Annotated in this window: 28 protein-coding genes and 1 pseudogene; 12 read left to right on the forward strand and 17 right to left on the reverse strand. The window is 70.2% G+C overall.

Annotated elements, in window-relative coordinates:
- Position 1: 1 nt before the first annotated feature.
- The 6 genes from M3Q35_RS37145 to M3Q35_RS37170 all read right to left on the reverse strand — a co-directional run bounded on the left by M3Q35_RS37145 (position 2) and on the right by M3Q35_RS37170 (position 3161).
- Complete coding sequence (locus M3Q35_RS37145; RefSeq protein WP_273937220.1) at positions 2–763, reverse strand: class I SAM-dependent methyltransferase; 762 nt, start codon at positions 761–763, stop codon at positions 2–4.
- A gap of 160 nt (positions 764–923) precedes the next feature.
- Positions 924–1166, reverse strand: a complete 243-nt coding sequence (locus M3Q35_RS37150; RefSeq protein WP_273937221.1) for a hypothetical protein — start codon at positions 1164–1166, stop codon at positions 924–926.
- 27 nt (positions 1167–1193) lie between these two features.
- The gene (locus M3Q35_RS37155) at positions 1194–1394 is read right to left on the reverse strand and encodes a hypothetical protein (RefSeq protein WP_273937222.1); all 201 of its coding nucleotides are present in this window, start codon (positions 1392–1394) and stop codon (positions 1194–1196) included.
- 37 nt (positions 1395–1431) lie between these two features.
- Positions 1432–2631, reverse strand: a complete 1200-nt coding sequence (locus M3Q35_RS37160) for a YncE family protein (protein WP_273937223.1) — start codon at positions 2629–2631, stop codon at positions 1432–1434.
- Between the two features lie 4 nt (positions 2632–2635).
- Complete coding sequence (locus M3Q35_RS37165) at positions 2636–3055, reverse strand: polysaccharide deacetylase family protein (protein WP_273937224.1); 420 nt, start codon at positions 3053–3055, stop codon at positions 2636–2638.
- A complete protein-coding gene (locus tag M3Q35_RS37170) occupies positions 2997–3161 on the reverse strand; it encodes a hypothetical protein (protein WP_273944618.1) in 165 nt (54 codons plus the stop codon). The genes M3Q35_RS37165 and M3Q35_RS37170 overlap by 59 nt, the downstream gene beginning before the upstream one ends.
- On the opposite strand from M3Q35_RS37170, the gene M3Q35_RS37175 reads away from it, so the two are divergent.
- Complete coding sequence (locus tag M3Q35_RS37175; RefSeq protein ID WP_273944752.1) at positions 3088–3417, forward strand: hypothetical protein; 330 nt, start codon at positions 3088–3090, stop codon at positions 3415–3417. The genes M3Q35_RS37170 and M3Q35_RS37175 overlap by 74 nt on opposite strands.
- Positions 3418–3489: 72 nt before the next feature.
- Here the strand turns inward: M3Q35_RS37175 and M3Q35_RS37180 are convergent.
- The 3 genes and pseudogenes from M3Q35_RS37180 to M3Q35_RS37190 all read right to left on the reverse strand — a co-directional run.
- Positions 3490–3860: pseudogene (locus tag M3Q35_RS37180) on the reverse strand (Nramp family divalent metal transporter); the annotation flags it as partial.
- A gap of 22 nt (positions 3861–3882) precedes the next feature.
- Complete coding sequence (locus M3Q35_RS37185; protein WP_273937225.1) at positions 3883–4821, reverse strand: R2-like ligand-binding oxidase; 939 nt, start codon at positions 4819–4821, stop codon at positions 3883–3885.
- Positions 4814–5410, reverse strand: coding sequence for a TetR/AcrR family transcriptional regulator (locus tag M3Q35_RS37190; protein ID WP_273937226.1), 597 nt, complete (start codon positions 5408–5410; stop codon positions 4814–4816). Before M3Q35_RS37190 ends, M3Q35_RS37185 begins: the two co-directional genes overlap by 8 nt.
- An 81-nt stretch (positions 5411–5491) precedes the next feature.
- Here M3Q35_RS37190 and M3Q35_RS37195 point away from each other — a divergent pair, with 81 nt between their 5' ends.
- Positions 5492–6124, forward strand: a complete 633-nt coding sequence (locus M3Q35_RS37195; RefSeq protein WP_273937227.1) for an HAD family hydrolase — start codon at positions 5492–5494, stop codon at positions 6122–6124.
- Position 6125: 1 nt separating this feature from the next.
- On the opposite strand, the gene M3Q35_RS37200 is transcribed toward M3Q35_RS37195, so the two are convergent.
- Positions 6126–6347, reverse strand: a complete 222-nt coding sequence (locus M3Q35_RS37200) for a hypothetical protein (RefSeq protein WP_273937228.1) — start codon at positions 6345–6347, stop codon at positions 6126–6128.
- A gap of 115 nt (positions 6348–6462) precedes the next feature.
- Between M3Q35_RS37200 and M3Q35_RS37205 the strand changes: the two genes are divergently transcribed.
- The gene (locus M3Q35_RS37205) at positions 6463–6849 is read left to right on the forward strand and encodes a cold-shock protein (RefSeq protein ID WP_116181255.1); all 387 of its coding nucleotides are present in this window, start codon (positions 6463–6465) and stop codon (positions 6847–6849) included.
- A 5-nt stretch (positions 6850–6854) separates the two neighbouring features.
- Entirely contained in the window at positions 6855–7277 is a 423-nt protein-coding gene (locus tag M3Q35_RS37210) for a Clp protease N-terminal domain-containing protein (RefSeq protein WP_273937229.1), read from the forward strand.
- Here M3Q35_RS37210 and M3Q35_RS37215 read toward each other — a convergent pair.
- The 3 genes from M3Q35_RS37215 to M3Q35_RS37225 all read right to left on the reverse strand — a co-directional run bounded on the left by M3Q35_RS37215 (position 7268) and on the right by M3Q35_RS37225 (position 10232).
- Positions 7268–7747, reverse strand: coding sequence for a DUF2771 family protein (locus tag M3Q35_RS37215; protein ID WP_273937230.1), 480 nt, complete (start codon positions 7745–7747; stop codon positions 7268–7270). The genes M3Q35_RS37210 and M3Q35_RS37215 overlap by 10 nt on opposite strands.
- A gap of 11 nt (positions 7748–7758) precedes the next feature.
- Complete coding sequence (locus tag M3Q35_RS37220; protein WP_273944619.1) at positions 7759–9327, reverse strand: MFS transporter; 1569 nt, start codon at positions 9325–9327, stop codon at positions 7759–7761.
- Between the two features lie 158 nt (positions 9328–9485).
- Entirely contained in the window at positions 9486–10232 is a 747-nt protein-coding gene (locus M3Q35_RS37225; RefSeq protein ID WP_273937231.1) for a glutaminyl-peptide cyclotransferase, read from the reverse strand.
- A gap of 55 nt (positions 10233–10287) precedes the next feature.
- Here M3Q35_RS37225 and M3Q35_RS37230 point away from each other — a divergent pair, with 55 nt between their 5' ends.
- The 3 genes from M3Q35_RS37230 (at position 10288) to M3Q35_RS37240 (ending at position 14926) form a co-directional block, all read left to right on the forward strand.
- Entirely contained in the window at positions 10288–11043 is a 756-nt protein-coding gene (locus tag M3Q35_RS37230) for a DUF3027 domain-containing protein (RefSeq protein ID WP_273937232.1), read from the forward strand.
- On the forward strand, positions 11040–13991 hold the full coding sequence (locus M3Q35_RS37235) for a sacsin N-terminal ATP-binding-like domain-containing protein (protein WP_273937233.1): 2952 nt from the start codon (positions 11040–11042) through the stop codon (positions 13989–13991). Before M3Q35_RS37230 ends, M3Q35_RS37235 begins: the two co-directional genes overlap by 4 nt.
- Before the next feature lie 614 nt (positions 13992–14605).
- Positions 14606–14926 (forward strand): hypothetical protein, encoded by a 321-nt coding sequence (locus tag M3Q35_RS37240; protein ID WP_273937234.1) that lies wholly within the window; start codon positions 14606–14608, stop codon positions 14924–14926.
- Positions 14927–15011: 85 nt separating this feature from the next.
- Here the strand turns inward: M3Q35_RS37240 and M3Q35_RS37245 are convergent, their stop codons facing one another.
- On the reverse strand, positions 15012–15293 hold the full coding sequence (locus M3Q35_RS37245; protein ID WP_273937235.1) for a DUF2530 domain-containing protein: 282 nt from the start codon (positions 15291–15293) through the stop codon (positions 15012–15014).
- A gap of 20 nt (positions 15294–15313) precedes the next feature.
- Between M3Q35_RS37245 and M3Q35_RS37250 the strand changes: the two genes are divergently transcribed.
- The 4 genes from M3Q35_RS37250 (at position 15314) to M3Q35_RS37265 (ending at position 19371) form a co-directional block, all read left to right on the forward strand.
- The gene (locus M3Q35_RS37250) at positions 15314–16765 is read left to right on the forward strand and encodes an NCS2 family permease (protein WP_273937236.1); all 1452 of its coding nucleotides are present in this window, start codon (positions 15314–15316) and stop codon (positions 16763–16765) included.
- Positions 16766–16782: 17 nt separating this feature from the next.
- Complete coding sequence (locus tag M3Q35_RS37255; RefSeq protein WP_273937238.1) at positions 16783–17217, forward strand: MarR family winged helix-turn-helix transcriptional regulator; 435 nt, start codon at positions 16783–16785, stop codon at positions 17215–17217.
- Between the two features lie 85 nt (positions 17218–17302).
- The gene (locus M3Q35_RS37260) at positions 17303–18550 is read left to right on the forward strand and encodes an MFS transporter (RefSeq protein WP_379794453.1); all 1248 of its coding nucleotides are present in this window, start codon (positions 17303–17305) and stop codon (positions 18548–18550) included.
- Between the two features lie 80 nt (positions 18551–18630).
- On the forward strand, positions 18631–19371 hold the full coding sequence (locus tag M3Q35_RS37265) for an ABC transporter permease (RefSeq protein WP_273937240.1): 741 nt from the start codon (positions 18631–18633) through the stop codon (positions 19369–19371).
- Between the two features lie 112 nt (positions 19372–19483).
- Here the strand turns inward: M3Q35_RS37265 and M3Q35_RS37270 are convergent, their stop codons facing one another.
- The gene (locus M3Q35_RS37270; RefSeq protein WP_273937241.1) at positions 19484–20413 is read right to left on the reverse strand and encodes an alpha/beta hydrolase; all 930 of its coding nucleotides are present in this window, start codon (positions 20411–20413) and stop codon (positions 19484–19486) included.
- Between the two features lie 91 nt (positions 20414–20504).
- On the opposite strand from M3Q35_RS37270, the gene M3Q35_RS37275 reads away from it, so the two are divergent.
- The gene (locus M3Q35_RS37275; protein ID WP_273937242.1) at positions 20505–20951 is read left to right on the forward strand and encodes a MarR family winged helix-turn-helix transcriptional regulator; all 447 of its coding nucleotides are present in this window, start codon (positions 20505–20507) and stop codon (positions 20949–20951) included.
- A gap of 82 nt (positions 20952–21033) precedes the next feature.
- Here the strand turns inward: M3Q35_RS37275 and M3Q35_RS37280 are convergent, their stop codons facing one another.
- Both M3Q35_RS37280 and M3Q35_RS37285 read right to left on the reverse strand, forming a co-directional pair.
- Entirely contained in the window at positions 21034–21660 is a 627-nt protein-coding gene (locus M3Q35_RS37280; RefSeq protein WP_273937243.1) for a superoxide dismutase, read from the reverse strand.
- Positions 21661–21709: 49 nt separating this feature from the next.
- Positions 21710–23206, reverse strand: coding sequence for a glutamate-cysteine ligase family protein (locus M3Q35_RS37285; RefSeq protein ID WP_273937244.1), 1497 nt, complete (start codon positions 23204–23206; stop codon positions 21710–21712).
- Between the last annotated feature and the right edge of the window lie 67 nt (positions 23207–23273).

Below are 23273 nucleotides of genomic sequence, written 5' to 3' on the forward strand. Positions count from 1 at the left end.
TTCACGGCCGGCGGGCGGCCACGGTCCACAACGCGGGACCGTGCCAGCGAACGGCCGGATCCACCAAGCGGGTCAGCACCCGTGCCAGATCGGCCTCGGCCGCGCCGAACGTCAGTAGGCGCGGCCGAAGTCGTTGGTAGGTCATGGCGAGGATGGCCGGGGCGGCCTCGCCACCTTTCTGCACGTGCTGGTGGCAGGTCGCCCGGACGTCGTCAAGGCCGGCATCGTCGATCATGGACAGCAGATGGGCACCCAGATCCGGCTGCCACCCGGCATCCCGCACCGCGGCGTCGAAGGCGGCCTGGATCCGATCGAACGCGGGATCGGGCTCGGACGGTCGCACGACCGTGAAGTCGATGTCACCGATGACAATGTGCCCGTTGGGGCGGACAGTGGTGACGAGTCGAGCGAGCACGGCCGCCCGTTCGGGCAGGTGTTGCAGCACGAGCCGGGTGTGCACCAGGTCGAATTCGGCTTCAGGCAAGGGATCCGTGCGTACGTCGTGCCGCCGCACCGACAGGTTCGGGCCCGGCGCCAGCCGCGTGACGTCAAGGTCGGTGGCCAGGGTCGGCCCCACCTCAGCGGCCAGCCACCGCGCGATCGACCCGCCGCCGGCGCCGACGTCCAGGCAGCGCCAGCCGGCGGTGACCGGCAGCGCCCGCAGGACCTCGACGGTGAGCGGGTCCTGGTAGTCCTGGATCAGCATCAGCCGAGCGGCCTCGTCGTCCGGCGCGACCGACGCACGCAGCACGTACTCGTTCACGCAGCACCCCCTCTGTTGCCGAGTATCCGGCATGGTGAGCCGCGGTGGACGAGCTGTCAACCAGGGTTCGCCCTCACTGTCCGAAGTGGATGATCACCCTATCTAGCGATACAGACAAAGCTGACGACGCGGGCGGACTACACGATGATCACGGTGTGACTCATCGGGACCTACCGGCCAGCGGTCGAGGATGCTTCGCCGCGGTGATGATCGCGCCCATCGCCGCCTTCGCCGGCCTGATCGCGCTCACCACGCTGCTCAACGGCCAGGACGACCCGAACGCCGGCCCGGCGTTCGGGTTGCCCCATCCGACCAGGGCCAGCCAGACCACGCCGTTGGAGACCGACGAGCAGGAGGCGCCCGGCACGACCACGATCGCCGAGCAGCCGCTGGCCCTGCGCAAGCCGGTGACCAGCGCCAAACCGCCGGCTCAGACCACGAGTGTCACCGTGCCCACGACGGTTGTGGTGCCCTCGCTGACCACGTCCAGCGCGTCGAAGACGCCGTGCACCGGACGGACGTCGCCGAGCGCCACGACCTCGTCGCCCGTCACCACGACAACAACGTCGTCGACGCCACCGCCGCCGGCGAAGACGCCGCCGACCAGTACGGCATCGACCGCCACAACCACTGTGGCACCAACGACATCGCGCGTCACGCCGACGACGTCACCGCGTGATGCCGGTGTGCCCAAGCGAGTACCGCCCCGGCTGCGGCCACACGCATAGGCCGTGCGGCTGGTTGCCGACCGGGATCTTCTTCAGCAGCGAACCGTCCTTTGTGGACAGCACGTAGATCACCTTGTCGTACCGGCCGGACAGCCACAGCTGCGAGCCGTCGGCGGTCACGTTGCCCATGTCCGGGCTGCCGCCGCCGGGCAGCCGCCACTTGGCCAGCTCGACGCCGGTGTACGAGTCGAGCACGCTGACCGAGCCCTCGTGCCGGTTGGTGACGTACAACTGCTTGGCGTCACGGGAAAGATAGAGCCCGTGCGCGCCGCCGCCGGTCGGGATGAAGCGCAGCACCCTGGTCGCCGCGCCGTCGAGCACCCACAGGCCGTTGGCGTCCGAGTCGGCGATGTAGTAGACGGAGCCGTCCGGCGCCAGCTTGATGTCCTGCGGCCCCATCACGGTGTGCCGCTGCGGCATGTCGATCATGCGCAGCAGGTGGTGCGTCGCGATGTCGATGACCGCGACCCGGCCGGCGAACTCGCAGGTGAACACCGCGATCTTGCCGTCGGGGCTGAAGTCGGCGTGGTCGACGCCGGCGCAGTCCGGCACGGCGGTCTCGCCCTGCTGCTTCCACGTGTGCGGGTCGTACCAGACCAGTTTGCGTAGCCGCTCGGCCACCGAGATGGCGGAGCGGCCGTCCGGCGTGAAGTACATGTTGTACGGGTCGGTGACCGGGATCTTCTGCCCCGGCTGGCCGGTTTTCGGGTCGAACGGCAGCAGGTGGTCGCCCTGGTCGTCGGTGGCGTAGAGGGTGCGCATGTCGTACGAGGGCACCACGTGCTGGAGTTCGATGCCGGCCGGGTACTTGGCCACGACCTGGAAGGTCGCCGGGTCGATCACCCACACGTCGCCGGAACCGCTGTGCGGCACGTAGACCAGCGGCTTGTCCTGCTTGAGGGCGTCCTGCACCATGTTCGCGCCGGCGTCGGCGTACACATTGTGCTTGTCGGTCACCGGTGGCATGCCCGACAGACCGTCCACAAGGGACTTGGTCGTGGTCGGCGGCGGCGTGGTGGTTGTGGTCGTGGTCGTGGCCGCCGTGGTGAGCGGCGGTTCCTCGGCGGCCGGGGCCGATGAGCACGCGGTCAGCGCGGCGACGCATGCGAGCGCGAGCAGCGCCCGTCCGTGGAAGGGCAACTTCTCACCTCAGCAGTTCGGTCGCGGTCACCGGGGTCAGCCCCCGGCCGGCGAGATCGGTCAGGATGCCGGGCAGCGCCTGCACGGTGCCGGGATGGCCCAGGTGCATGCTCACCACGCTGCCCGCGGTGGCCTTGGCCACCTCGCGCCGGATCACGGCCGCGCCGGGATCCGTCCAGTCCAGCGAATCCACGTCGTAGGACAGGGTTCGGGCGTAGCCGGCGGTGCCGGCCGCGGCGAGCTCGCGCGCGGTGGCGTGTTGGCCCTGCGACTGACGGAAGAACGTGCCCGGTGTACCGGCCACTGTGGACAGTGCGTCCCGGCAGCGTTCGATCTCGGTCAGCATCGGGCCGGGCTGGTAGCGCTCAAGGTCCGGATGGCTCCACGTGTGGTTGCCCAGCTCGTGGCCGCCGTCGCGGACCATGCGCGCGCCGTCCGGGGTCGAGGTCAGCCCAGGTGCCGACGGCAAACACCGTGATCTTGGCGTTACTTTTGGCCAGCAGCGCCAAAACCTGGCGGGTGATGGCCAGTGGGCCGTCGCCGTGGAAGGTCAGCGCGACCTCGGGACGGCCGCTCGATGCCCGCACCACCTCGACCGCCGGACCGCCCGGTGCGACGGTTGTGGTTGTCGTGGTTGTCATCGTGACCGGCGGCGTTGTGGTGGTGGAACGCGTGGTCGCGCTGGGGGTGGGAGCGGCGGTCGGCGGTCCGGCGCACCCGGCCAGGGCGGTGGTCGCGGCGATTCCGAGCGCGGCTCGACGAGAAATACGCCGGGTCACGCCGTAAGTATGGCTAGTGCCACGTTGAGCGCGATCACGACCCCGGCGATCAGCGCAGCTAGGACGGTCGCCGCCGGGCCGTGATCACCCGCTCGAACGGTCGTTGGCCCGCGCGGTTCTGCACGGCCAGCAGCGCTGTGGACACCGCGCCGGTGACGATGCCGCCGAGCAGTAGCGGCAGTCCGAACAGGATGCGCAGGGCGATCGCGCCGCCGAGCGCCTCGGCCAGGTCCGTGGCGATCGCGACGATTTCCGCCTGGGCCCAATAGAGCAGTCGGGTGCCGCGCGGCAGGCGGTCGCGCGGCAGTTCCGGCAGCGAGCGTCCGGTAACCAGGCCCAGCTTGGCCGACAGGTACTGGACCAGGCCGGGTCCACGTAGGCGATCGCCGCCACGAAGGCCGGGCCGATCAGCACCGCCCGGCCGCGCAGCCGGGACGCCATCGAGACCATTGTTGCAACCTACTTGCAACAGCTAGACCTGAGCCAGTGCCGCCGCATCCTCGTCGCCGAACTGGTCCTCCAGCCGCTCCGGCGTGTAGTCCAGGTCGATCCGGGCCACGTCCGCGCCGCGGGCCGACTCGATCGCGCCGAGCCGGCGCTGGGCGCGATCGCCGGCGTAGCCGACGAACTCGGTCACCTCCAGGTCGAAGGCGGTCTGGTCGACGTGATCGAGAACCCACTGGATGGCGCCCAAGGCATGCGGGACCAGCTCGCCCATGCGCTGCGTGACGATGTCCCAGTTGGCGTCGTCGGCTGCCACGTGCCGGCGGCAGGTGAAGGTGCCCCAGGCCATGTGCCGGCGCTCGTCGTCGCCGATGCGGCGGACCAGCTCCTGCATGCCCGGCAGGATGCCGCGGCTCTTGCAGACCTTGTTCCAGGCGTAGTAGCCGGTCAGCGCCAGCATTCCCTCGACGACGTGGTTGTAGGTGACGCTGGCCCGGATCTGCGCCGCCGGGCTGTGGTCGACCTCCAGCTTGCGCAGCGACTCCGGCAGCTCGTCGTAGAAGATCGTGCGGTAGCCGGGATTGTCGGCCACGTAGGCGTGTAGGTCCTCGGTCAGGCCGACGGCGTCCATCCAGCGGCGGAAGACCTCGGTGTGCCGGGCCTCCTCGAAGGCGAACTGGGTGAGATACATCTCGTCGCCGATGCGGCCCTCGGCGGCCATCGCCCGCAGGAACGGCTGGATGTCCTCGGTGACCGCCTCCTCGCCGGCGACGAACATCGCCACCAGGTAGGTGGCGTTCTCCCGCTGCGCGTCGGTGAGCCCGGCCCAGTCCTCGGCGTCCTGGCTGAAGTCGATGTCGGCCGGATTCCAGAACTTGGCGTTGCCCTTGGCGAACAGCCGCAGCGGCAGGTGGTCCCAGTCGAAACGGCCTTTGAGGGAGTGGAATCCGGTGCGCTGGTCAGTCATCGGGAGCCTCCGGGATCAGTCGGCGCATCAGGGCGGTGATCGTGGCGACGGCCTGGTCGACCGGGCCGGTCGGTGTCAGCAGGTGGCTGACCGTCAGCCGCATGCCGGTCTCGGCCAGCAGGCGGATCTCGTCGTCCGGCAGCCACGGAAGGCGTGGCCGCCACAGCTCCGTGAGCAGATCGACGGCCGGCAGCAGCACCGGCTGGCCTTTCGTGGTCAGCAGCGGCAGCAGATCCTCGGCGTCCGCGCCGGTGAGGATGGCGTTGACCAGGCGGTTCTCTTCCGCGTGGACGAGCGTGTGCCGGACCGCCGCCGCTATACCGGTGTAGATGTCCGGCGCCTGCTCGATGCGCTGTGCGATGCCGTCCAGGAAGTCTTTGACGGTGTCCGCCGCGACCGCGTCGACCAGGGCTTCCTTCGTGCCGAACTCGTTGTGCACGGTCTGCCGGCTGACCCCGGTCGCCGCCGCCACGTCGGCCATGCGCAGTCCGCGAAACCCTCGCTCGGCCAGCAGGTCCGCCGCCGCCGCCAGCAGCTGCGCCCGCAGCGATTCGCGCACCCGCTCCGTGAACGGTGTGATCTGCTTCACTTCTCTAGCTTGACATTTGTTAGCTTTGTGTCAAGTGGCTGGACGTGAAAAGGGCTCGTGTCAACAGCTAGGGTGCGAAGCGTGGCACTGACCGTCGGATTCGACCTGGACATGACCCTCATCGACGCCCGGCCCGGTGTGGCCGCCGCCATCGACCAGGTCGGCGCCGAGTTCGGCGTCGACCTCAGCGGCTCCGACTTCGCTTCCCACCTCGGGCCGCCGTTGCAGGACATGTTCCGCGACGCCGGCATGGACGAGGCGTTGATCCCCGCCTTGATGGACCGCTACCGGGCGCTGTATCCCGCCGTCGTCATCGCCACCACCGTCGCCATGCCCGGCGCCGACGAGGCCATGGCCGCCGTCCGCGAGCTCGGCGGGCGGGTGCTCGTCATCACCGGTAAGTACGAGCCCAACGCTCGGCTGCACGTCGAGGCCCTCGGTTGGTCCATCGACCACCTACGCGGCGAGCTCTGGTCCGCCGGCAAGGGCGTTGTCCTGCGGGAACAGGGCGCTGCCGTCTACGTCGGCGACCATGTCGGCGACGTGGCGGGCGCTCTGGCCGCCGACGCCGTTCCCGTCGCCGTCACCACCGGGCCTTGTGACCGGCAGGAGCTTGTGGATGCCGGCGCCGAGGTGGTCCTGACCAGCCTTGAGCAGTTCCCCACCTGGCTCTCCGACAACGCCTCCCGCTTCGCCGAACCGATGGCCGGCTGAGTCAGGCCTCCGGGGAGCGGCGGCGGACCTGGAAGTAGACCGCGACCAGGCCCAGGGCCAGGCCGACGGGCGTGAGGATCACGCCGGCGAGGTTGAGCCACAGGGGCAGGTCGCCGGCGCCGCTGGCGTAGAGGGAGAAGATCACGGCCAGCGCCACAAGGCCCAGCGCGAAGATGACCATGGACAGCGGCATCAGCTTGCCGCCCGGCGCAGACCTCGTCATGCCGTCAGCGTAACTCGACCGGGCACTGCGGCCGCCGCCGATGCCCTACCCTTGAAGTTCGCGCCCAGGGCACGGTCCCCGGGCGCGTTCGTTGTGTGCAGCGGAGGTGAGTGCAGTGCCGACCGGCAGGGTCAAGTGGTACGACACGGAAAAGGGATTCGGCTTCGTCACCCAGGACGGTGGCGAAGACGTCTACGTGCGTGCTTCCGCGCTGCCGCCCGGGATCGAGGGGCTGAAGACGGGTCAGCGCATCGAGTTCGGCATGGCTGAAGGCCGTCGTGGCCCGCAGGCGCTGTCGGTGCGGCTGGTCGACGCCCCGCCGTCGGTCGCGGAGGCCAAGCGCCGCCCGGCCGAGGAGCTGCACGGCCTGATCGAAGACATGATCAAGGTGCTCGAGGCGAAGATCCAGCCGGACCTGCGCCGCGGCCGCTACCCGGACCGCAAGACGGCGAAGCTGATCGCCGAGCTGGTCCGCGGCGTGGCCAGGGACCTCGACCCGTAACCACGATGTCGGAGCGCGTGCTCGCGGTCGCCCGGCAGGAGGCCCACGCTCAGGTGAGCAGCGGGCATCTCCTGCTGGGCCTGCTCCATCCGGACGGCGGCAACCTGTTGCGCCGCATCGGACTGACCGTCGGCCTGGACGGGTTGCGGGAGCACGTGCGCGTATTGACGGCCGGGCCGTCGGATCCGCACTCCCGGCTGAGCGACCGCGTCAAACGCGTGCTCACGGATCACCTGTCCCCACGGGACATGCTGACCGCGCTGCTGGACGACCCGGAGTCCACGGCGGCGCGGGCGCTGGTCCGTGCCGGCCAGGACCTGGCCGGCCTGCGCCGCCGCGTGCGGGAGATGCCGAACACCGGAAGGGCGAGCCGGCACATGAGCCAGGCGTACCACCCGCCGCCGCCGGAGATCCGGCGTCAGCCCTGACCGGGGACCGTCAGCACCCAGTTGGCCCCGATCACGAACTCCGGCTCGCCGGTGTCCGGGTTCAACGTGAGCACGCCGGCGTAGCGCTGCACCGCGGCGGTCTCCAACTGCGCCCCGGCGGGCAACTGGAGGGTGTATGCCAGCCGCTCGCCCCGGCCGAACACGGAGGTGCGGCCCTGCTCCTTCTGACCGTTCAGCGTGTACGTGAACTCGACCTGCCAGGCAGCGTCGCCGACTTCGGTGGGCACGGAGATCTGCAACGGCTTGTTCGGCGGCACGGCCAGCGTGGCCGCCGCGGCCGGGTCGGAGGCGCACTTGGTGACCTTGAGGTCGCAGTACTTGGTGGGACCGGTCACGGCCGTCTGGTTGACCGAGAAGAAGGTCACCTGGGGCAGCGGCGGCGCCGAACACGCCGAGGCCAGCACACCGGCGCCGGCCAACACCAGCGGGACAAGGCGTTTCACGCTCACGTCCGACGAGCCTACGGGCCCGGTGGCGCGGCCCCGGGGCTGGGGCGCTGGTAGCTGGGCCGGGTGACCGGATCGGACTTGAGCGGCCGCCGACGGCCGAGCCACGGCAGCAGCGTGCTGTCCCGGTTGACCATGACGGTCTGCGCCAGCCCGGCGGCCAGCAGCAGTCCGACAACGGCGAAGCCGATCCAGTACTGGGCCGGCAGCAGCACGCCCAGCGCGCCGCCGAACACCCAGCCGAACTGGAGGATGGTCTCGGACCGTCCGAACGCCGACGCCCGCGACTCCTCGGGCAGATCGTCCTGGATGGTGGCGTCAAGGCTGATCTTGGCCAGGGCGCTGCCGACCGCACCGACCAACGCCAACGCGACCACGGTGGGCACGCCGGGGATCAGCGCGGCGACGACGGTCATGCCGAGAATGGCGCTCAACGCACCGATGATCACTTGGTCGGGGCGGCCGAACTGTAGGCGCGCGCCGATACCGTTGCCGAGGAAGTTGCCCAGCCCGGCGGCCGCGCCGATCATGCCGAGCAGCAGGATCTGTTCGAACGGGGCGTGGTCGCGCTCGGTCTGCGCCTTGATCACGAACGCTGCGAACAGCGTGAGGAAGCCGGTCAGCACGCGAATGGTGCCGTTGCCCCACAACGCCATCACGACCTGACGGCCCAGCGGCTGCCGGGTCTGCTGCTTCGGCTGGGCCCGCAGCGAGGTCGGCACCTCGCCCTCGGTCACCTCGACCCAGGCCGGAATTCGCAGGCACAGCACGGCATTGGCGACACACAGAATGGCTGTGAACCACAACGCGCCGGGGGAGTTGAACAGCTTGGCGAAGCCGACCGCGACCGCGCCGAACACACCGGCCGCGGCGAGGCCGAACACGGTGAGCCGGGCGTTGGTCTTGACCAGGGTGATGTCCGGCGGCAGCACGCGCGGCGTGACGGCGGCCTTGAGCACGTTGAACGACTTCGACAGCACCATGGTGCCCAGCGCCGCCGGGTACAGGCCCCAGTCGTCGAAGTGCAGCGCCATCACCACGGCCAGCAGCGCCTGCCCGAAGCACGAGATGGCCAACGCCAGCCGCCGTCCGTGCTGGATGCGGTCCAGCATGGGGCCGATGACCGGCGCGATCACGGCGAACGGCGCGACAGTGATCAACAGGTACAGCGCGACCTTGCCCTGGCTCTCGCCGGTCGCGGCCGAGAAGAACAGGGTGTTGGCCAGCGCGACCGCCAGCGTGGCGTCGGTCGCGTAGTTCATCATCACGGCCCACGTGAGCGCCGCGAGCCCGGACTGGTCGGCGCCGTCGGCGTGCAGGGCCCGCCGGAACGCGTCGACGCCGCGCTGCCCGAGCTGCCGGCTGCGGAACATCGCGACCCGGGTCACGGTCAGCTTCTTCGGCGTGCGGGGCCCGCTCGTCGGCTGCTCAGGCGGCACGAACCGGTGCTCCTGCTGCGGAGGCGGGGGCGGCGGGCTCTGCCGGCGCGTCTGCTCCTCGTAGCGTGGACGCTCCTCATAGCGCGGGGCCGTGCGATAGGTCGGCGGCTCCTGCCCCTCCTCCTGCCACGGGTACCGCGGCATCGGCCGCGTCGGCGGCTTGGGCGCGCGCGACCACTCGGCCACCAGGTCCGGGTCGTTCTGCACGGACTCCTGGCGCCGTCTGCTGCCCCCGCTCCAGCCGCGACGGGCCCGGCCGGGGTCGGAGTGATCGGCGGTCACCCCTCAATCCTGCCGCACTCTCAGTCCTCGCGTACGAACCTCACCCGGTAAACAAGGGGCCAGCGTTTGCCGGTGACCAGGAACTCGCCGGCCGCCGGGGCCACCGAGATGCCGTTGAGCACGTCGTCAGGGGTGGTGTCGTCCTTCGGACCGAGCGCCGACAGGTCGGCCACGCCCTGCACGGCGCCGCTGCCCGGATCCACCCGAATGATCGTCTTGGTCGGGTACACGTTGGCCCACACCGAGCCGTCCGCGCACTCCAACTCGTTCAGCTGGCCCTGGTAGTCGACCTGCACGTGCCCGGTCACGGCGAACGTCTTCGGGTCGCGGAAGGTCAGCAGCGAGGTCCCGTCGCTCATGATCAGCCGCTTGCCGTCGTAGCAGAGGCCCCAGCCCTCGTCCTGGTAGGACGCGGTGCTCAGCTGCTGGAGCGTGCTCCGGTCGCGCAGCATGGCCACGTTCTGCTGCCAGGTCAGCTGCCAGATCCTGTCCCCGACCACGGCGATGCCCTCGCCGAAGTACTCGGCCGGCAGATCGACGCTCTTGAGCACCTTTCCGGTGCCCGGGTCGACCGCGCGCAGGGTGGACGAGCCCTGTAGGCCGGTGCTCTCGTACAGCACACCGTCGGCCAGCTCGTAACCTTCCGTGAAGGCCGAGGTGTCGTGCGTGACCGTGCCGAGCACCTCGACCCGCAGTTTTTCCGGCCCGCCGGGCGCGGCGCAGCCCGTGAGCAACACCACGGCAAGTAACAGCGGGGCTGCGCGCATCTCAAGAGCGTGACACGTGTGCATCGGTGTTCCACGCGTGCGGCACAATCGACGGGTGACCGCACCGACCACCAGTGAGCAGCACCCGAATCCGGTCCTCGCATCGGTTGTCGAGCTGGCCAGGGCCGCCGCCCAGCAGGAGGCCGGCGACGAGCCGATCGGCCCGCACTCCGGCGTCCTCGCCGAGGACGAGGCGTCGGTCACACACCTGTTCGAGGCGTCGCACCCCGGCTACGACGGCTGGCGCTGGGCCGTGACCATCGCGACCACCGGTGGCGACGAGGACCCGGTGACGATCAGCGAGGTCGTGCTGCTGCCCGGGCCCGACTCGCTGGTGGCTCCGGACTGGGTGCCGTGGGGCGAGCGCGTGCGCGCCGGCGACCTCGGCGTCGGCGACCTCATGCCGACCACCCCGGACGACCCGCGGCTGGCGGCCGGCTACCTGGAGTCCGACGACCCGGCGGTGGAAGAGGTGGCCCGCGAGGTCGGCCTCGGCCGCGTGCGGGTGCTGTCCCGGTTCGGCCGGCTGGACTCGGCCCGCCGCTGGGAGGGCAGCGACTTCGGCCCGCGCAGCGACATGGCCCGCAGCGCGCCCGGCCGCTGCGGCACGTGCGGCTTCTACCAGCAGATCGCCGGCAGCCTCGGCGCCGCGTTCGGCGTCTGCTCCAACGAGATCACGCCGGCCGACGGCCACGTCGTGCACGTGGAGTACGGCTGCGGCGCGCACTCCGAGGCCGAGGTGGACACCGGCTCGCCGGTGCCCGTGGCCGAGCTGGTGTACGACGACGCGGAACTCGAAGTCGAGCAGTGAGCGATTTCGGCGTCACCGACCTGCGTACTTCCGTCCTCCAGGCCTGGCGCGGCTCGCCGACCCGGTTCCGTGAGGACGCGAATGCCGAAGAGGACCTGCGCCTCGGCGGCTACCGCGACCGGCTCCTGGTCGAGCTGGCCCAGAACGCCGCGGACGCGGCCGAGACCGGCGGCGTGCTGCGACTGTCCGTTGTGGACGGTGAGCTGCGCGCGGCCAACACCGGCGCGCCGCTGACCGAGGCCGGGGTGGCCGCGCTCGCTTCGTTACGGGCGAGCGCCAAGCGGGGCGCCCGTACCGTCGGTCAGTTCGGCGTCGGCTTCGCCGCCGTGCTGGCCGTTTCCGACGAGCCGCGCGTGGTGTCGACGACCGGTGGCGTGGCGTTTTCCGCGGCCCGGACCCGAGAACTCGTCGGCGATCTGCCCGAGGTGGCCGAGCGTGACGGCGCGGTCCCGGTGCTGCGCTTGGCTTGGCCGCTCGCCGACGACGAGCCGTCGGTGCCCGAGGGCTTCGACACCGAGGTGCGGCTGCCGCTGCGCCCGGAGGTCGACGCGGCCGAGCTGCTGGCCGAATGTGCCGCGGAGGCCCCGGATCTGCTGATCGCCCTGCCCGGGCTGAGCCGGATCGAGGTCGGCGAGCAGGCGTGGTGGCGTGAGGACAACGAGGACGGCACGGTCGTGCTGCACGGCCCGACCGGGCGCGTGCGCTGGCTGCTGCGTCGCTCGTCCGGCGAGCTCGACGCTTCCGTGGTCGAGGGCCTTGGCGTCGAGGCGCGGCAGCGGCCCGAATGGGTCGTGTGCTGGGCCGTGCCGCTCGACAGCGAGGGTGTGCCGCGTCCGCTCGACGAGGATGTGCTGCATGCGCCGACGCCGACCGACGAGCGACTTTCCTTGCCTGCCAGGCTGTTGGCCACGATTCCGGTCGAGGCGTCCCGTCGGCGGCTGATGCCCGGTGCCGCGGCCGACGCCGTGTTGGCCGCCGCCGCGCGGGCGTACACCGACCTGGTGTTGGCCGTGCAGCCGGAGCATCGGACGCTGCTGGTGCCGTTGCCGGACTTTCCCAAGTCCGAAGTGGATGGTCAGCTGCGAGCGCTGCTGATCTCCGAGTTGCGCACCTCGGTGTGGCTTCCGTTGCAGGAAGGCGGTTTCGGCACCCCGGCCCGGTCACGGGTGTTGGACGTGCTCGCCCCGTCGCTGGCCGACATGCTCGCGGACATCGTGGACGGCTTGGCCAGGGCCGAGCTCTCCGGCGTGCAGCACGCACGACAGCTTGCGGCGCTTGAGGTTCCGCGGCTGCGGCTGGCCGAGGTCTCGGCGATCGTCTCCGGTCAGGACCGCGATCCGGCGTGGTGGGCTCGGTTCTACGCGGCGCTCGATCCCGTGGCGGAGCTGGATTCCACCGCCCGCGAGGAGCTCGGCAACCTGCCCGTGCCGTTGATCGACGGCCGTACCGTCACCGGTCCGCGGGACGTGCTGCTGCCCGACTTCGACCAGGAGACTCTGGCCGAACTCTCCACAATGGACGTTACTGGGCTGCGGGTCGCGCATCCCGATGCCGTGCACCGGTTGTTGGAACGCCTCGGCGCGCGGCCGGCCGGCCCGGCCGACCTGTTGGACGCCATGCGGACCGCCGTCGAGCGGAGCATGGACGACGCCGAGTCCGGTGTGGACACCACGTCGCTGGTCGACACCGTGCTGTGGCTCACCGAGTCCACCGGCGCGCGGCGGGGCGAGCGGCCGTGGTTGGGCACCCTGGCGTTGCCCGATTCCGACGGCGAGTTCCGGCACGCCGACGAACTGATCCTGCCGTCCAGTCCGCTGCGTTCCGTCTTCGACGAGGACGTGATCGGCAAGGACTCGCCGCTCGGTGTCCTGGCCGACGAGCTCGCCTCGCGGTGGACGCCCGACGTGCTCGCCGCTGTCGGCGTGATCGACTCGTTCGTGGTCGTCTTCGACGACTCGCCCGGCGGCCCCGATCACGAGCTGGCCGACGAGGAGACGTGGTGGGCCGCCATCGACGGCGACCTCAACCCGCCGTCCACCTTCTCCGGCGTCCGCGATCTCGATCTTGTCGCCGACGACAGGTGGCCCGACGCCCTGCGCCTGTTGGCGGCGGAACCCGAGACGTGGCAGGCCATTCTGCTGCCCGGCGGCTACACCTCGTGGTGGCTGGCCCGCAACGCCCGTCTCGCCGGCGCTTCGCCGCGCTCTTGGCGTCTGCCCGACGCCGACGCCCTCGTCGGCCTCTACGACCCCATTCCCGAGGTCGGCGTTCGCACCGATCTGTTGGCCGCCATCGGCGTTCGCGACTCCTTGGTCGTCACCGATGTCGCCGACGTCACCGATGTCTTGCAGCGCTTGGGTGATCCCGCCCGCGCCGTCCCTTCCGGCGTCGCCATGCGGGCCCATGGCGTCTTGGCCGAGGCCGTCCGCTCCGGCGCCATCGACGCCGGCGACGTCGAACTCGACGAGCGCGTCCGGGCCCTCTCCGGCGCTTCCGTCTCCGGTGAGCAGACCGTCGTGCTCGATTCCCCTTGGCTGCTCGCCGCTTTCACCCCCGACCAGGTCGTCGCCGCCGACCCCGACGACGCCGAGCCCCTCGCCGAGCTCCTCGACCTCCCCCTGGCCGCCGACGAGGTCGATGCCGACGCCCTCATCGGCAACGGCCAGCCCGTCAGCTGGTCCGACCTCGGCGCCGTGGTCGCCGCCTCCGAGCTCCTCGACCGCCCCGTCCCCGACGGCCTCGTTGTCGTCTACGACGAGCTCGCCGTTCGTCGGGGCGACACCCGCTACCACGTGGCGTGGTGGGTCACCGAGGACGGCGTCATCCACGCCGAGGACACCCCCGCCGGCCTCTCCCGGGCGCTGGCGTGGGCCGTCGACCGTTGGCACGACCGCCACCTGTTGGCCGCCTTGTTGGACGACCCCACCGCGGCCACCTACCTGTCGTGAGCGTCCGGGCCGTCATCCGGCATCTGTCCACCCCGGACATCGACCCGGACACCTAAAGTGGCGGAGAAGCTCAGCCGCTACGGCCTCTGGGAGTTCGAGGACTACACGGCGTAGGTGCCACGGCTGTCCTCTTGCCGACCTTCGTGTGGATCAGCGGCTTCGCCCGCCCGTTGCCGGTTTCGGTGTGGCGGTGTCGCCCGCCCCACTTCGGTGTGTCGGTATCGATCGGCTGCCGGCAGGCCGAGGTGGGGTGGGCAACGCCGCCGCCCCACGGCCGGCAACGGGCGGGCGAATCCGCTTTCACGTTCTACGCATCGCAGCCCCCACGATCGGGTGGTCTGTCTTCTCGCGGCCCATGCCTCAGCAGGGCACCGCTACGTCGTAAAGGCCCGCCAAGTGCGTCCGACCAGGCATTTTTCGACACAGCGACCCATTTCGTGGTCGATCTGCCTTGAAGTCAAGGGGGCTGAGCTTTGCGACGTCGGACGTCACACAGTGTGGGGTTGTCCCTGTGGTCACCACGAGGCCCCGCTGCCACGCCACAGGGAGATCACCGCAGGCGTTGTCAATTCCATCGACGATCAGATGACCTGCCCAGGGAAGGGGTGGCTCCAGTGAAGACGTTCGACGCGGTTGCGACACGCGAAGGCAAGTGGTGGGTCGTCCAGGTCGAGGGCGTGGGGGCCACGCAAGGCCGGACCGCCGACGAGGCCGAGCAGATGGCTGTCGATCTTGTGGTCGCCATGCTTGGGCTTGAGGCCCATGAGGTGGACGTGACCATCGACTTCCACCTTCCTGGCGATGGCGGCAAGCAGGTGGCCGAAGCGTGTGAAGCGCACTGCAAGGCGTCAGTGGCCATGGAGGCCGCAGCGGTCAAGCCGGCCCTGATCAACGGCAAGACGGGCGCGGTGGTCGCGCCGAACGGTCGGCGCTGATCATCACATGCGACGACGACCGGCCCGTTGCCGACAAGCCGATCGCCGACCCCGAACGGCTGAACTCCACCGAAATCGGACCGCTCTAAAGCAGCCCCTCCTGGGCGGTGCGGGAGCCGCGGCGGGCGGCGGAACGCTGCCAGCGGAAGACGCCGTAGCCGACGAAGCCCAGGCCGAAGCCGGCCAGGCAGGACCAGGTCCACATGGCCGGGGCGCCGACGATGAGCATGACGACGAAGGCCACCAGGAAGGCCAGGGTGCCGACGATGACCACCGGCACCGGGTCGGTGAGGGCGCGCGGCAGCGGCGGCGGGGTGGGAGCGGCAACCAACTCGTTACCGGGCTCCTCTTTGGACTTGTCGGCCACGTCAGGCAGGCTACCGCCACATGAGGGCGAACGCGCTTGACCAGTTCTTCAAGATCAGCGAACGCGGCTCGTCGGTGGGCCGGGAGGTCCGCGGCGGCCTGGTGACCTTCGTCGCGATGGCCTACATCGTCGTGCTGAACCCGCTGATCATCGGCAGCTTCTCGGCCAGCGATCCGGGCGCGCACAAGGACGTGCTGGGCGGCATCCTGCCGGTCCCGCAGGTGGCGGCGGTCACGGCCCTGGTCGCGGGCCTGATGACGATCCTGATGGGCCTGCTGGCCAACTACCCGTTCGCCCTGGCCACCGGCCTCGGCCTGAACAGCCTGGTCGCGGTGACGATCGCGCCGCAGGTGACCTGGCCGGAGGCGATGGGCCTGGTCCTGGTCGAGGGCCTGATCATCGTGCTGCTGGTCTTCACCGGTTTCCGGACCGCCGTGTTCAACGCGGTGCCGGCGGCGCTGAAGTCGGCCATCGCGGTCGGCATCGGCCTGTTCATCGCGCTGATCGGCCTGGTCGACGCCGGTTTCGTGCGCCGGCTGCCGGACGCCGACCACACCACGGTGCCGGTGGGTCTCGGCATCAACGGCTCGATCGCGTCCTGGCCGACGTTCGTCTTCGTGATCGGCCTGGTGCTGACCGGGATCCTGGTCGCACGCAAGGTCAAGGGCGCGATCCTGATCGGCGTGCTGGGCACGACGATCCTGGCCATCGTCATCGAGGCGATCTTCCACGCCGGCCCGTCCAACGGCACCAACCCGCTGGGCTGGGACCTGGGCTACCCGGCGCTGCCGCAGCAGGTGCTGGGCCTGCCGGACCTGTCGCTGGTCGGTCACGTCTCGTTCGGCGCATGGACCCGGCTGCCGGCGATCACCGTGCTGCTGCTGGTCTTCACGCTGGTGCTGGCCGACTTCTTCGACGCCATGGGCACGATGACCGGCCTCGGCAAGGAGGCCGGCCTGCTGCGCGAGGACGGCCAGCTGCCCAAGGTCGGCCGGGCGCTGTTCGTGGAGGGCCTGGCCGGCGCGGCCGGCGGCCTGGGCTCGGCCAGCTCGAACACGGTGTTCGTGGAGTCGGCCTCGGGCATCGCCGAGGGCGCGCGGACCGGCCTGGCCAACGTCGTCACGGGCGTGCTGTTCCTGCTGGCGATGTTCCTCACGCCGCTGTACCAGGTGGTCCCGGTCGAGGCGGCGGCCCCGGCCCTGGTGATCGTCGGCGCACTGATGATCCGGCAGGCCAGCGGCATCGACTTCACCGACTTCCGGATCGCCCTGCCGGCCTTCCTGACCATCGTGGTGATGCCGTTCACGTACTCCATCGCCAACGGCATCGGCGCCGGCTTCATCAGCTACGTGCTGCTGGCGGTGGCCACCGGCGGGGCCCGCAAGGTGCATCCGCTGATGTGGGTGGTGGCTGTGGCCTTCGTCGCGTACTTCGCGGTGGGCCCGATCGAGTCGGCCCTGGCCGGTAGTTAGTGAGGTATGCTAACTACATGGCGGAACCCGAGTCGACCGAGCCGTCGCTGGCCAGCCGCTTGCGGCTGGCCGTGGTGCGGCTCAACCGTCGGCTACGGGCCCAGCGCACCAACTCGTCGGTCACGCTGACCCAGGTCTCGGCCCTGTCCGCGCTGCGCAAGTGCGGACCGCTGACCCCGGGCGAGCTGGCCGCGAAGGAAGGTGTCCAGCCCCCGTCGATGACCAGGGTGATCGCGGCGCTCGAGGACTACGGCTTCGTGTCCCGGCGCCCGCACCCCACCGACGGCCGGCAGGCCATCGTCGAGCTGACCGAACAGGGCACCGCCTATCTGCGGGCCGAGGTGTCGGCCAGGGAAGCCTGGCTGGACTCGCGGCTCGCGGAATTGGACGACGAGGATCGGGAGCTGCTCGCCAGGGCGGCCGAGATCATCGACCGGATGGCGGGCCAGTAAGGGGGCGGCGGACGAAGTGCCGGCATACGCGGGGAGCACCGGAACAGACCACAAGCACACCTCGGAAACCCCGCGCACGACCGGAATGTTCGGTTCGCTGCGTGAACGCAACTACCGGCTCTTCGCCAGTGGGCAGATCGTCTCGCTGATCGGCACGTGGATGCAGCGCGTGGCCCAGGACTGGCTGGTCCTGGAGCTGTCGGGCAAGGACCCGGTCGCACTGGGCATCGCCGCCGCGCTCCAGTTCTTACCCACGCTCTTCCTGTCCTTATGGGCCGGCGTGCTGGCCGACCGGCTGGACAAGCGCAAGCTCCTGATGCTGCTCCAGGCCTCGATGGGCGTCTGTGCCCTCGGCCTCGGCCTGCTGGACGTGACCGGCGTGGCGCAGCTGTGGCAGGTGTACATCTTCTGCCTGGTGCTCGGCTGCTTCTCCGCGGTGGAGACCCCGGTCCGCCAGTCGTTCGTGATCGAGATGGTGGGCAAGTCGCAGGTCACCAATGCCGTGGCGCTGAACTCGATGACCTTCAACCTGGCCCGGATCGTCGGACCGGCCATCGCCGGCGTGCTGATCACGCTGATCGGCACCGGCTGGGTGTTCGTGCTCAACTTCGCCAGCTTCGTCGGCGTGCTGACCGGCCTGGCCCTGATGGACGCCACCCGGCTGCACCGCGGCACGCCCGCGCCGCGCGAGCGGGGCCAGCTGCTGGCCGGCCTTCGGTACGTGCGCGGACGCCCCGACCTGGTGATGCTGATGGTCCTCGTGTTCCTGGTCAGCACGTTCGGCATGACCTTCTTCACCACGCTGGCCGTCGCCGCGGCCAACGTCTTCCACCAGGACGCCTCCGGCTACGGCCTGCTGTCGACCATGCTCGCGGTCGGCACGCTGGCCGGCGCGACCATGGCCGCCCGCCGCAGCACCCGCGGCCGGCCCCGGCTGCGCATGCTGTTCATCGGCGGGCTGGTGTTCGGGGCGCTGGAGATCATCCTCGGCGTGATGCCGACGTACCTGGCCTTCGGGCTGATGCTGATCCCCATCGGCGTCGCGCTGATGACCTTCACCACGACGGCCAACAGCACCGTGCAGCTGTCGGTGTCGCCGCAGATGCGGGGCCGCGTGATGGGCCTCTACATGCTGGTCTTCCTGGGCGGCAACCCCATCGGCGGTCCACTGACCGGCTGGCTGGCCGACGCCTTCGGCGGCCGGGCCCCGTTCATCGCCGGCGGCATCGTGTCCGTGCTGGCCACGACCGTGTGTGCGCTGATCCTGATGCGCCGCGCCAACATCCCCCTCCGCTCCCTGCTCCACCGCCGCCCCACCCCCGACCCCGCCTAACAACACCCCCGACGCTTGGAAGGGGGCCTTCCTCCACTCCGAGTGCAGGAAGGCCCCCTTCCAAGCGCAATGATGAAGGCGTGATCTCGGGGTCGGTGGGGTGGGTGCCGCTGGCGGTCGTCTGCCTGGTGTTTACGGCAGCGGCAGCCGGAGTGGTGTGGGCCGGGCGGCTGATGCCGCCGTGGCCGGTGGTCTTCGCGGCGCTCAGGGCCGTGCTCCAGCTGGCCGTCGTCTCGGCGGTGATCACGGGAGTGCTGGCCTCGCTCGGCCTGACCGGGGCGTTTCTGCTGCTCATGGCCACCGTCGCGACGGCGACGTCGGCCGCGAGAACCGGCGTGGGCTGGCGGGGCGCCTGGGTGGGGCTGGCGATCGTGGCCGGGGTGATCCCGGCGCTGGCGCTGCTGCTCGGCACCGGCCTGCTGCCGGCGACGGGCATCGCGCTGGTGCCGATGGGCGGCATCCTGATCGGCGGCGGCATGACGGCGACGACCCTGTCCGTACGCCGCGTGCTGGACACCCTCAAGCAGCGGCACGGGGAGTACGAGGCGGCGCTGGCCTTGGGGTTCACCGAGCCGGTGGCGATCAGGGAGCTGGTGCGCAAGCCGGCGGCCGACGCCCTGCTGCCGGCCCTGGATCAGACCCGGACGGTCGGCCTGGTCACTCTTCCGGGGGCATTTGTCGGCATGCTGCTCGGCGGCTCGCCAGTATGGCTGGCGGGGGCGTTGCAGCTGGTCGTGCTGCTCGGCCTGCTGGCGGTGGAGTCGCTGGCCATCGTGATCGTGGTCGAGCTGGTGGCGCTGGGCAGAGTGCGCCGGGCTTGACCGATAGCCAAGGTAAGGCTAACCTAAGCTCAACCGCTTCGTGGTGGGAGCGGCAGTCAGTTCGGGAACAGAAGAGGCCCCGGGTCCGGCAGACCCGGGGCCTCTTCGCGTCTCACGCAAGGGCGCGCGCCAGGAACGCGGCGGCCTGGTTGATCGCGGCCTCGGCGGCGTGGGTCTCCCGCAGCGCGTTGACCATCACGAAGTCGTGGATCACGCCGGCGTAGCGCACCGCGGTCACCGGCACGCCGGCCTCGCGCAGCTTGGCCGCGTAGGCCTCGCCCTCGTCCCGCAGCACGTCGGCCTCGCCGGTGATCACGAGCGCCGGCGGCAGGTCGCGCAGCTGTTCCACGGTGGCCCGCAGCGGGGAGGCGGTGATCTCCGCCCGCTGCGCCGGATCGGTCGTGTACTGGTCCCAGAACCACTGCATGGCGTCACGGCGCAGGAAGTAGCCCTCGGCGAACTGGTGGTACGACTCGGTGTCGAACGCGGCGTCGGTGACCGGGTAGAAGAGCACCTGCTGCTTGAACGAGAACTCGCCGGTCTCCTTGGCCATCAACGTGAGCGCGGCGGTCATGTTGCCGCCGACGGAGTCGCCGGCCACGGCGACCCGGCCCGGGTCGAGGTCGCGCTCGGCGCCGTGCTCGAAGACCCACTTGGCCACGACGTAGTTCTGGTTGATGGCCACGGGATAGCGGGCCTCGGGGGACAGGCTGTACTCCGGGAACACCACGGCCGCCCCGGTCTTCACGGTCAGCTCGCGCACCAACCGGTCGTGGGTGTGGGCGTTGCCGAACACCCAGCCGGCGCCGTGGATGTAGATGATCACCGGCAGCAGGCCGGTGGCGCCGACGGGTCGGGTGATCCGCACCGGCACGCCGTCGACGGTCAGCTCCTCCACGTCGACCTCGGGCTTGTCGATCGGCCCGGACTGCACCTCGTCGACGGCCTTGCGACCCTCGACCGGGCCGAGGTCGAACAGGTACGGCGGGTTGGCGGTGGCCTCGGCGAATCCCTTGGCGGCCGGCTCCAGTACGACGCTCATGGCTTCCTCCTACTGCTCGGTCCCTGATGTCGAGAACACTAGTGCCCACTTAGATCGTGCACAACTTAGTTTGACAAGTTATGATTGTGGCATGGAAGACACGGACAACCCCTTGCTGCTGAAGGATCAGCTGTGCTTCTCGCTGTACGCGGCCAGCAGATCGGTGACCGCCCTCTATCGGCCGATGCTGGACGAGCTGGGGCTGACCTATCCGCAGTACCTGGTGCTGCTGGTGCTCTGGGAGCACGGCACCAGCCCGGTCAAGGACCTCGGCAACGCGCTGCAGCTGGACTACGGCACGCTGTCGCCGCTGCTCAAGCGCCTGGAGGCGAACGGGCTGGTGCGCAGGACCAGGCGGGCCGACGACGAGCGGTCGGTCGCCGTCGCGCTGACCGACGAGGGCGTGGCGCTGCGCGACCGGGCGTTGTCCGTGCCGCCGGTGATCGGCACTGCGATGGGCCTCAAGGAAGAGGAGTTCGGCGTGCTGCGGGACCTGCTGACCAGGCTCACGACCTCGGTGCAGGCCTACACCGCCTGAACGCGCCGAGGCCCCGTCGCTGATACGACGGGGCCTCGGGCTTTCCGGGCAGCTCGGCTTGTCGGAGCATCCACTGCCGGGTTCAGGGGGCCAGCCGCAGGCCGTTCTGGCCGGCGCGGGCCGCCTCGAAACGCGCGTTGACGTCGGTCCAGTTCACGACGTTCCACAGCGCGGAGATGTAGTCCGCCTTCAGGTTGCGGTACTGGAGGTAGTACGCGTGCTCCCAGATGTCGAAGGCCAGCAGCGGCGTGGTGGCGATCGACAGGTTGCTGTGGTGGTCCTTGAGCTGCTGGGTGATCAGCCGACGGCCGACCGGTTCCCAGGCCAGGATGCCCCAGCCGGAGCCCTGGATGCTGCCCGCGGCCGCGTTGAGCTGGGCCCGCAGGCCGTCGAACGAGCCGAAGAACTCGTCGACCGCCGCCGCCAGCTCGCCGGTCGGCTTGTCGCCGCCCTCGGGGCTCAGGTTCTTCCACCACACCTGGTGCAGGGCGTGGCCGGCCAGGTGGAACGCGAGCGTGGTCTCCAGTCCGACGATCGAGCCGAACGCGCCCTTGTCCCTGGCCTCGTCGATCTGCTCGATGGTGTCGTTGGCGCCCTTGACGTACGCCAGGTGGTGCTTGCCGTGGTGCAGCTCGTTGATCTCGCCGATGATCGCCGGCTCGAGCGCGCCGTAGTCGTAGTCGAGGTCGGGCAGTACGTACTGGGCCATAGTTGCCACTATCTAGCAATTGCCAGATAGTGGCAACTAGGACTTTGGGCTACCAGACCGGCCAGGTGTGCACCGGGTTGCCGGCGTGCATCAGGTCGATGTACCGGCGCAGCATCCCGATCAGTGCCGACTCGCGGTCGGCGCCGCGCTGCTCGAGCTGGGCGACGGTCTCCCGCTGCCAGGACGAGCCGGTGCGGCGGGCCACGCAGCGCTGCTCGATGATGCCGAGGTAGCGCTCCCGCGCCGCGTCGGCGACGCCCAGCTCGCGCAGGCCCTCGTGGGCCATCGGCAGCAGCCGTCGCAACACGAGCTCGTCCGGCGGCACCCAGCCGATGCCGGGCCAGTACAGCTGGGCGCCCATGCCGTGCCGCGCGCCCGAGTACAGGTTCTCCTCGGCCGCCTGGAACGACATCTGCGTCCACAATGGACGTTCTTGGGTGGCCAGTGCCCGCTGGGCGCCGTAGAAGAACGCGGCGTTGGCGAGAACGTCCACAATGGTCGGTCCGGCCGGCAGCACCCTGTTCTCCACCCGCAGGTGTGGCACGCCGTCGACCAGGTCGTACACCGGGCGGTTCCACCGCCACACGGTTCCGTTGTGCAGCCGCAGTTCCGACAGCTGCGGCGCCCGCCCCGCGGCCAGCTCGGCGATCGGGTCCTCGTCGTCGATCACCGGCAGCAGGCCCTGGAAGTAGCGCACGTTCTCCTCGAACAGATCGAAGATCGAGGTGATCCAGCGCTCGCCGAACCAGACCCGCGGCCGCACGCCCTGGTTCTGCAGCTCCTGCGGCCGGGTGTCGGTGGCCTGCTGGAACAGCGGTATCCGGGTCTCGTGCCACAACGCCTTGCCCAGCAGGAAAGGCGAGTTCGCGGCCAGCGCCACCTGCACGCCGGCCAGGCACTGCGCCGCGTTCCAGTGCGCGGCGAAATCGTCCGGCTGCACCTGCAGATGCAGCTGCACGGAGGTGCACGCGGCTTCCGGCAGAATGGATTCCGCGTAGCTGCGCAGCCGTTCCGGTTCGCCGCCCGGCATCGGCGAACCCTCCATGTGCAGCACCATTTCCTCGCCCCGCGCGGCGAAGATCTCGTCGTTGAGCACCGTGTAGCGCCGGTTGCTGGTCAGCCAGCGCGGGTCGAAGTGCTCGCGCCGCAACGTCGGCAGCACCCCGATCAGCACGATCGCCGCGCCCGCGTCCTTCGCCTTGGTGTCGGCGTTGTCGAACGTGGTGCGCAGCTCCCGTTCCAGGTCAACCGCCTCGTTCCCGGCCAGCGGCCGGGGCGGCACGTTGATCTCCAGGTTGTGCTGGCTGAGTTCGGTGGTGAAGGAGGGATCGTCGATCTTCTCCAGCACCTCGGAGTTCGCCATCGCCGGCCGCAGCTTCTCGTCGACCAGGTTCAGCTCGATCTCCAGCCCCATCTGCTGTTGGGGGAACGAGAACACGTCATCCGTGAGCATCCTGGCCAACGCGTCCAGACAGCGCTGCACCTTCTCGCGGTAACGCTGGCGGTCCTCCCGGCTGAATGTTCGGTCGGACACGTCCTTGCCCATGCCGCCTCCCACTTCGGTCTGCCCGGGTTCCCCGAGCGCCTGAAGCGAATGCCCACGGTGACACAGC

The sequence above is a fragment of the Kutzneria chonburiensis genome (assembly GCF_028622115.1).
Classification (GTDB): Bacteria; Actinomycetota; Actinomycetes; order Mycobacteriales; family Pseudonocardiaceae; genus Kutzneria; species Kutzneria chonburiensis.

Bases quoted from the DNA above. Each gene is read 5' to 3' on its own strand.
- M3Q35_RS37285 (WP_273937244.1), bottom strand. From the start codon at position 23,206: ATGGGCAAGGACGTGTCCGACCGAACATTCAGCCGGGAGGACCGCCAG.
- M3Q35_RS37250 (WP_273937236.1), top strand. From the start codon at position 15,314: ATGAGGGCGAACGCGCTTGACCAGTTCTTCAAGATCAGCGAACGCGGC.
- M3Q35_RS37165 (WP_273937224.1), bottom strand. From the start codon at position 3,055: ATGGTCCGCGACGGCGGCCACGAGCTGGGCAACCACACGTGGAGCCAT.
- M3Q35_RS37225 (WP_273937231.1), bottom strand. From the start codon at position 10,232: ATGCGCGCAGCCCCGCTGTTACTTGCCGTGGTGTTGCTCACGGGCTGC.
- M3Q35_RS37210 (WP_273937229.1), top strand. From the start codon at position 6,855: ATGTCGGAGCGCGTGCTCGCGGTCGCCCGGCAGGAGGCCCACGCTCAG.
- M3Q35_RS37280 (WP_273937243.1), bottom strand. From the start codon at position 21,660: ATGGCCCAGTACGTACTGCCCGACCTCGACTACGACTACGGCGCGCTC.
- M3Q35_RS37185 (WP_273937225.1), bottom strand. From the start codon at position 4,821: ATGACTGACCAGCGCACCGGATTCCACTCCCTCAAAGGCCGTTTCGAC.
- M3Q35_RS37255 (WP_273937238.1), top strand. From the start codon at position 16,783: ATGGCGGAACCCGAGTCGACCGAGCCGTCGCTGGCCAGCCGCTTGCGG.
- M3Q35_RS37275 (WP_273937242.1), top strand. From the start codon at position 20,505: ATGGAAGACACGGACAACCCCTTGCTGCTGAAGGATCAGCTGTGCTTC.
- M3Q35_RS37270 (WP_273937241.1), bottom strand. From the start codon at position 20,413: ATGAGCGTCGTACTGGAGCCGGCCGCCAAGGGATTCGCCGAGGCCACC.
- M3Q35_RS37260 (WP_379794453.1), top strand. From the start codon at position 17,303: ATGTTCGGTTCGCTGCGTGAACGCAACTACCGGCTCTTCGCCAGTGGG.
- M3Q35_RS37220 (WP_273944619.1), bottom strand. From the start codon at position 9,327: ATGCCGCGGTACCCGTGGCAGGAGGAGGGGCAGGAGCCGCCGACCTAT.
- M3Q35_RS37200 (WP_273937228.1), bottom strand. From the start codon at position 6,347: ATGACGAGGTCTGCGCCGGGCGGCAAGCTGATGCCGCTGTCCATGGTC.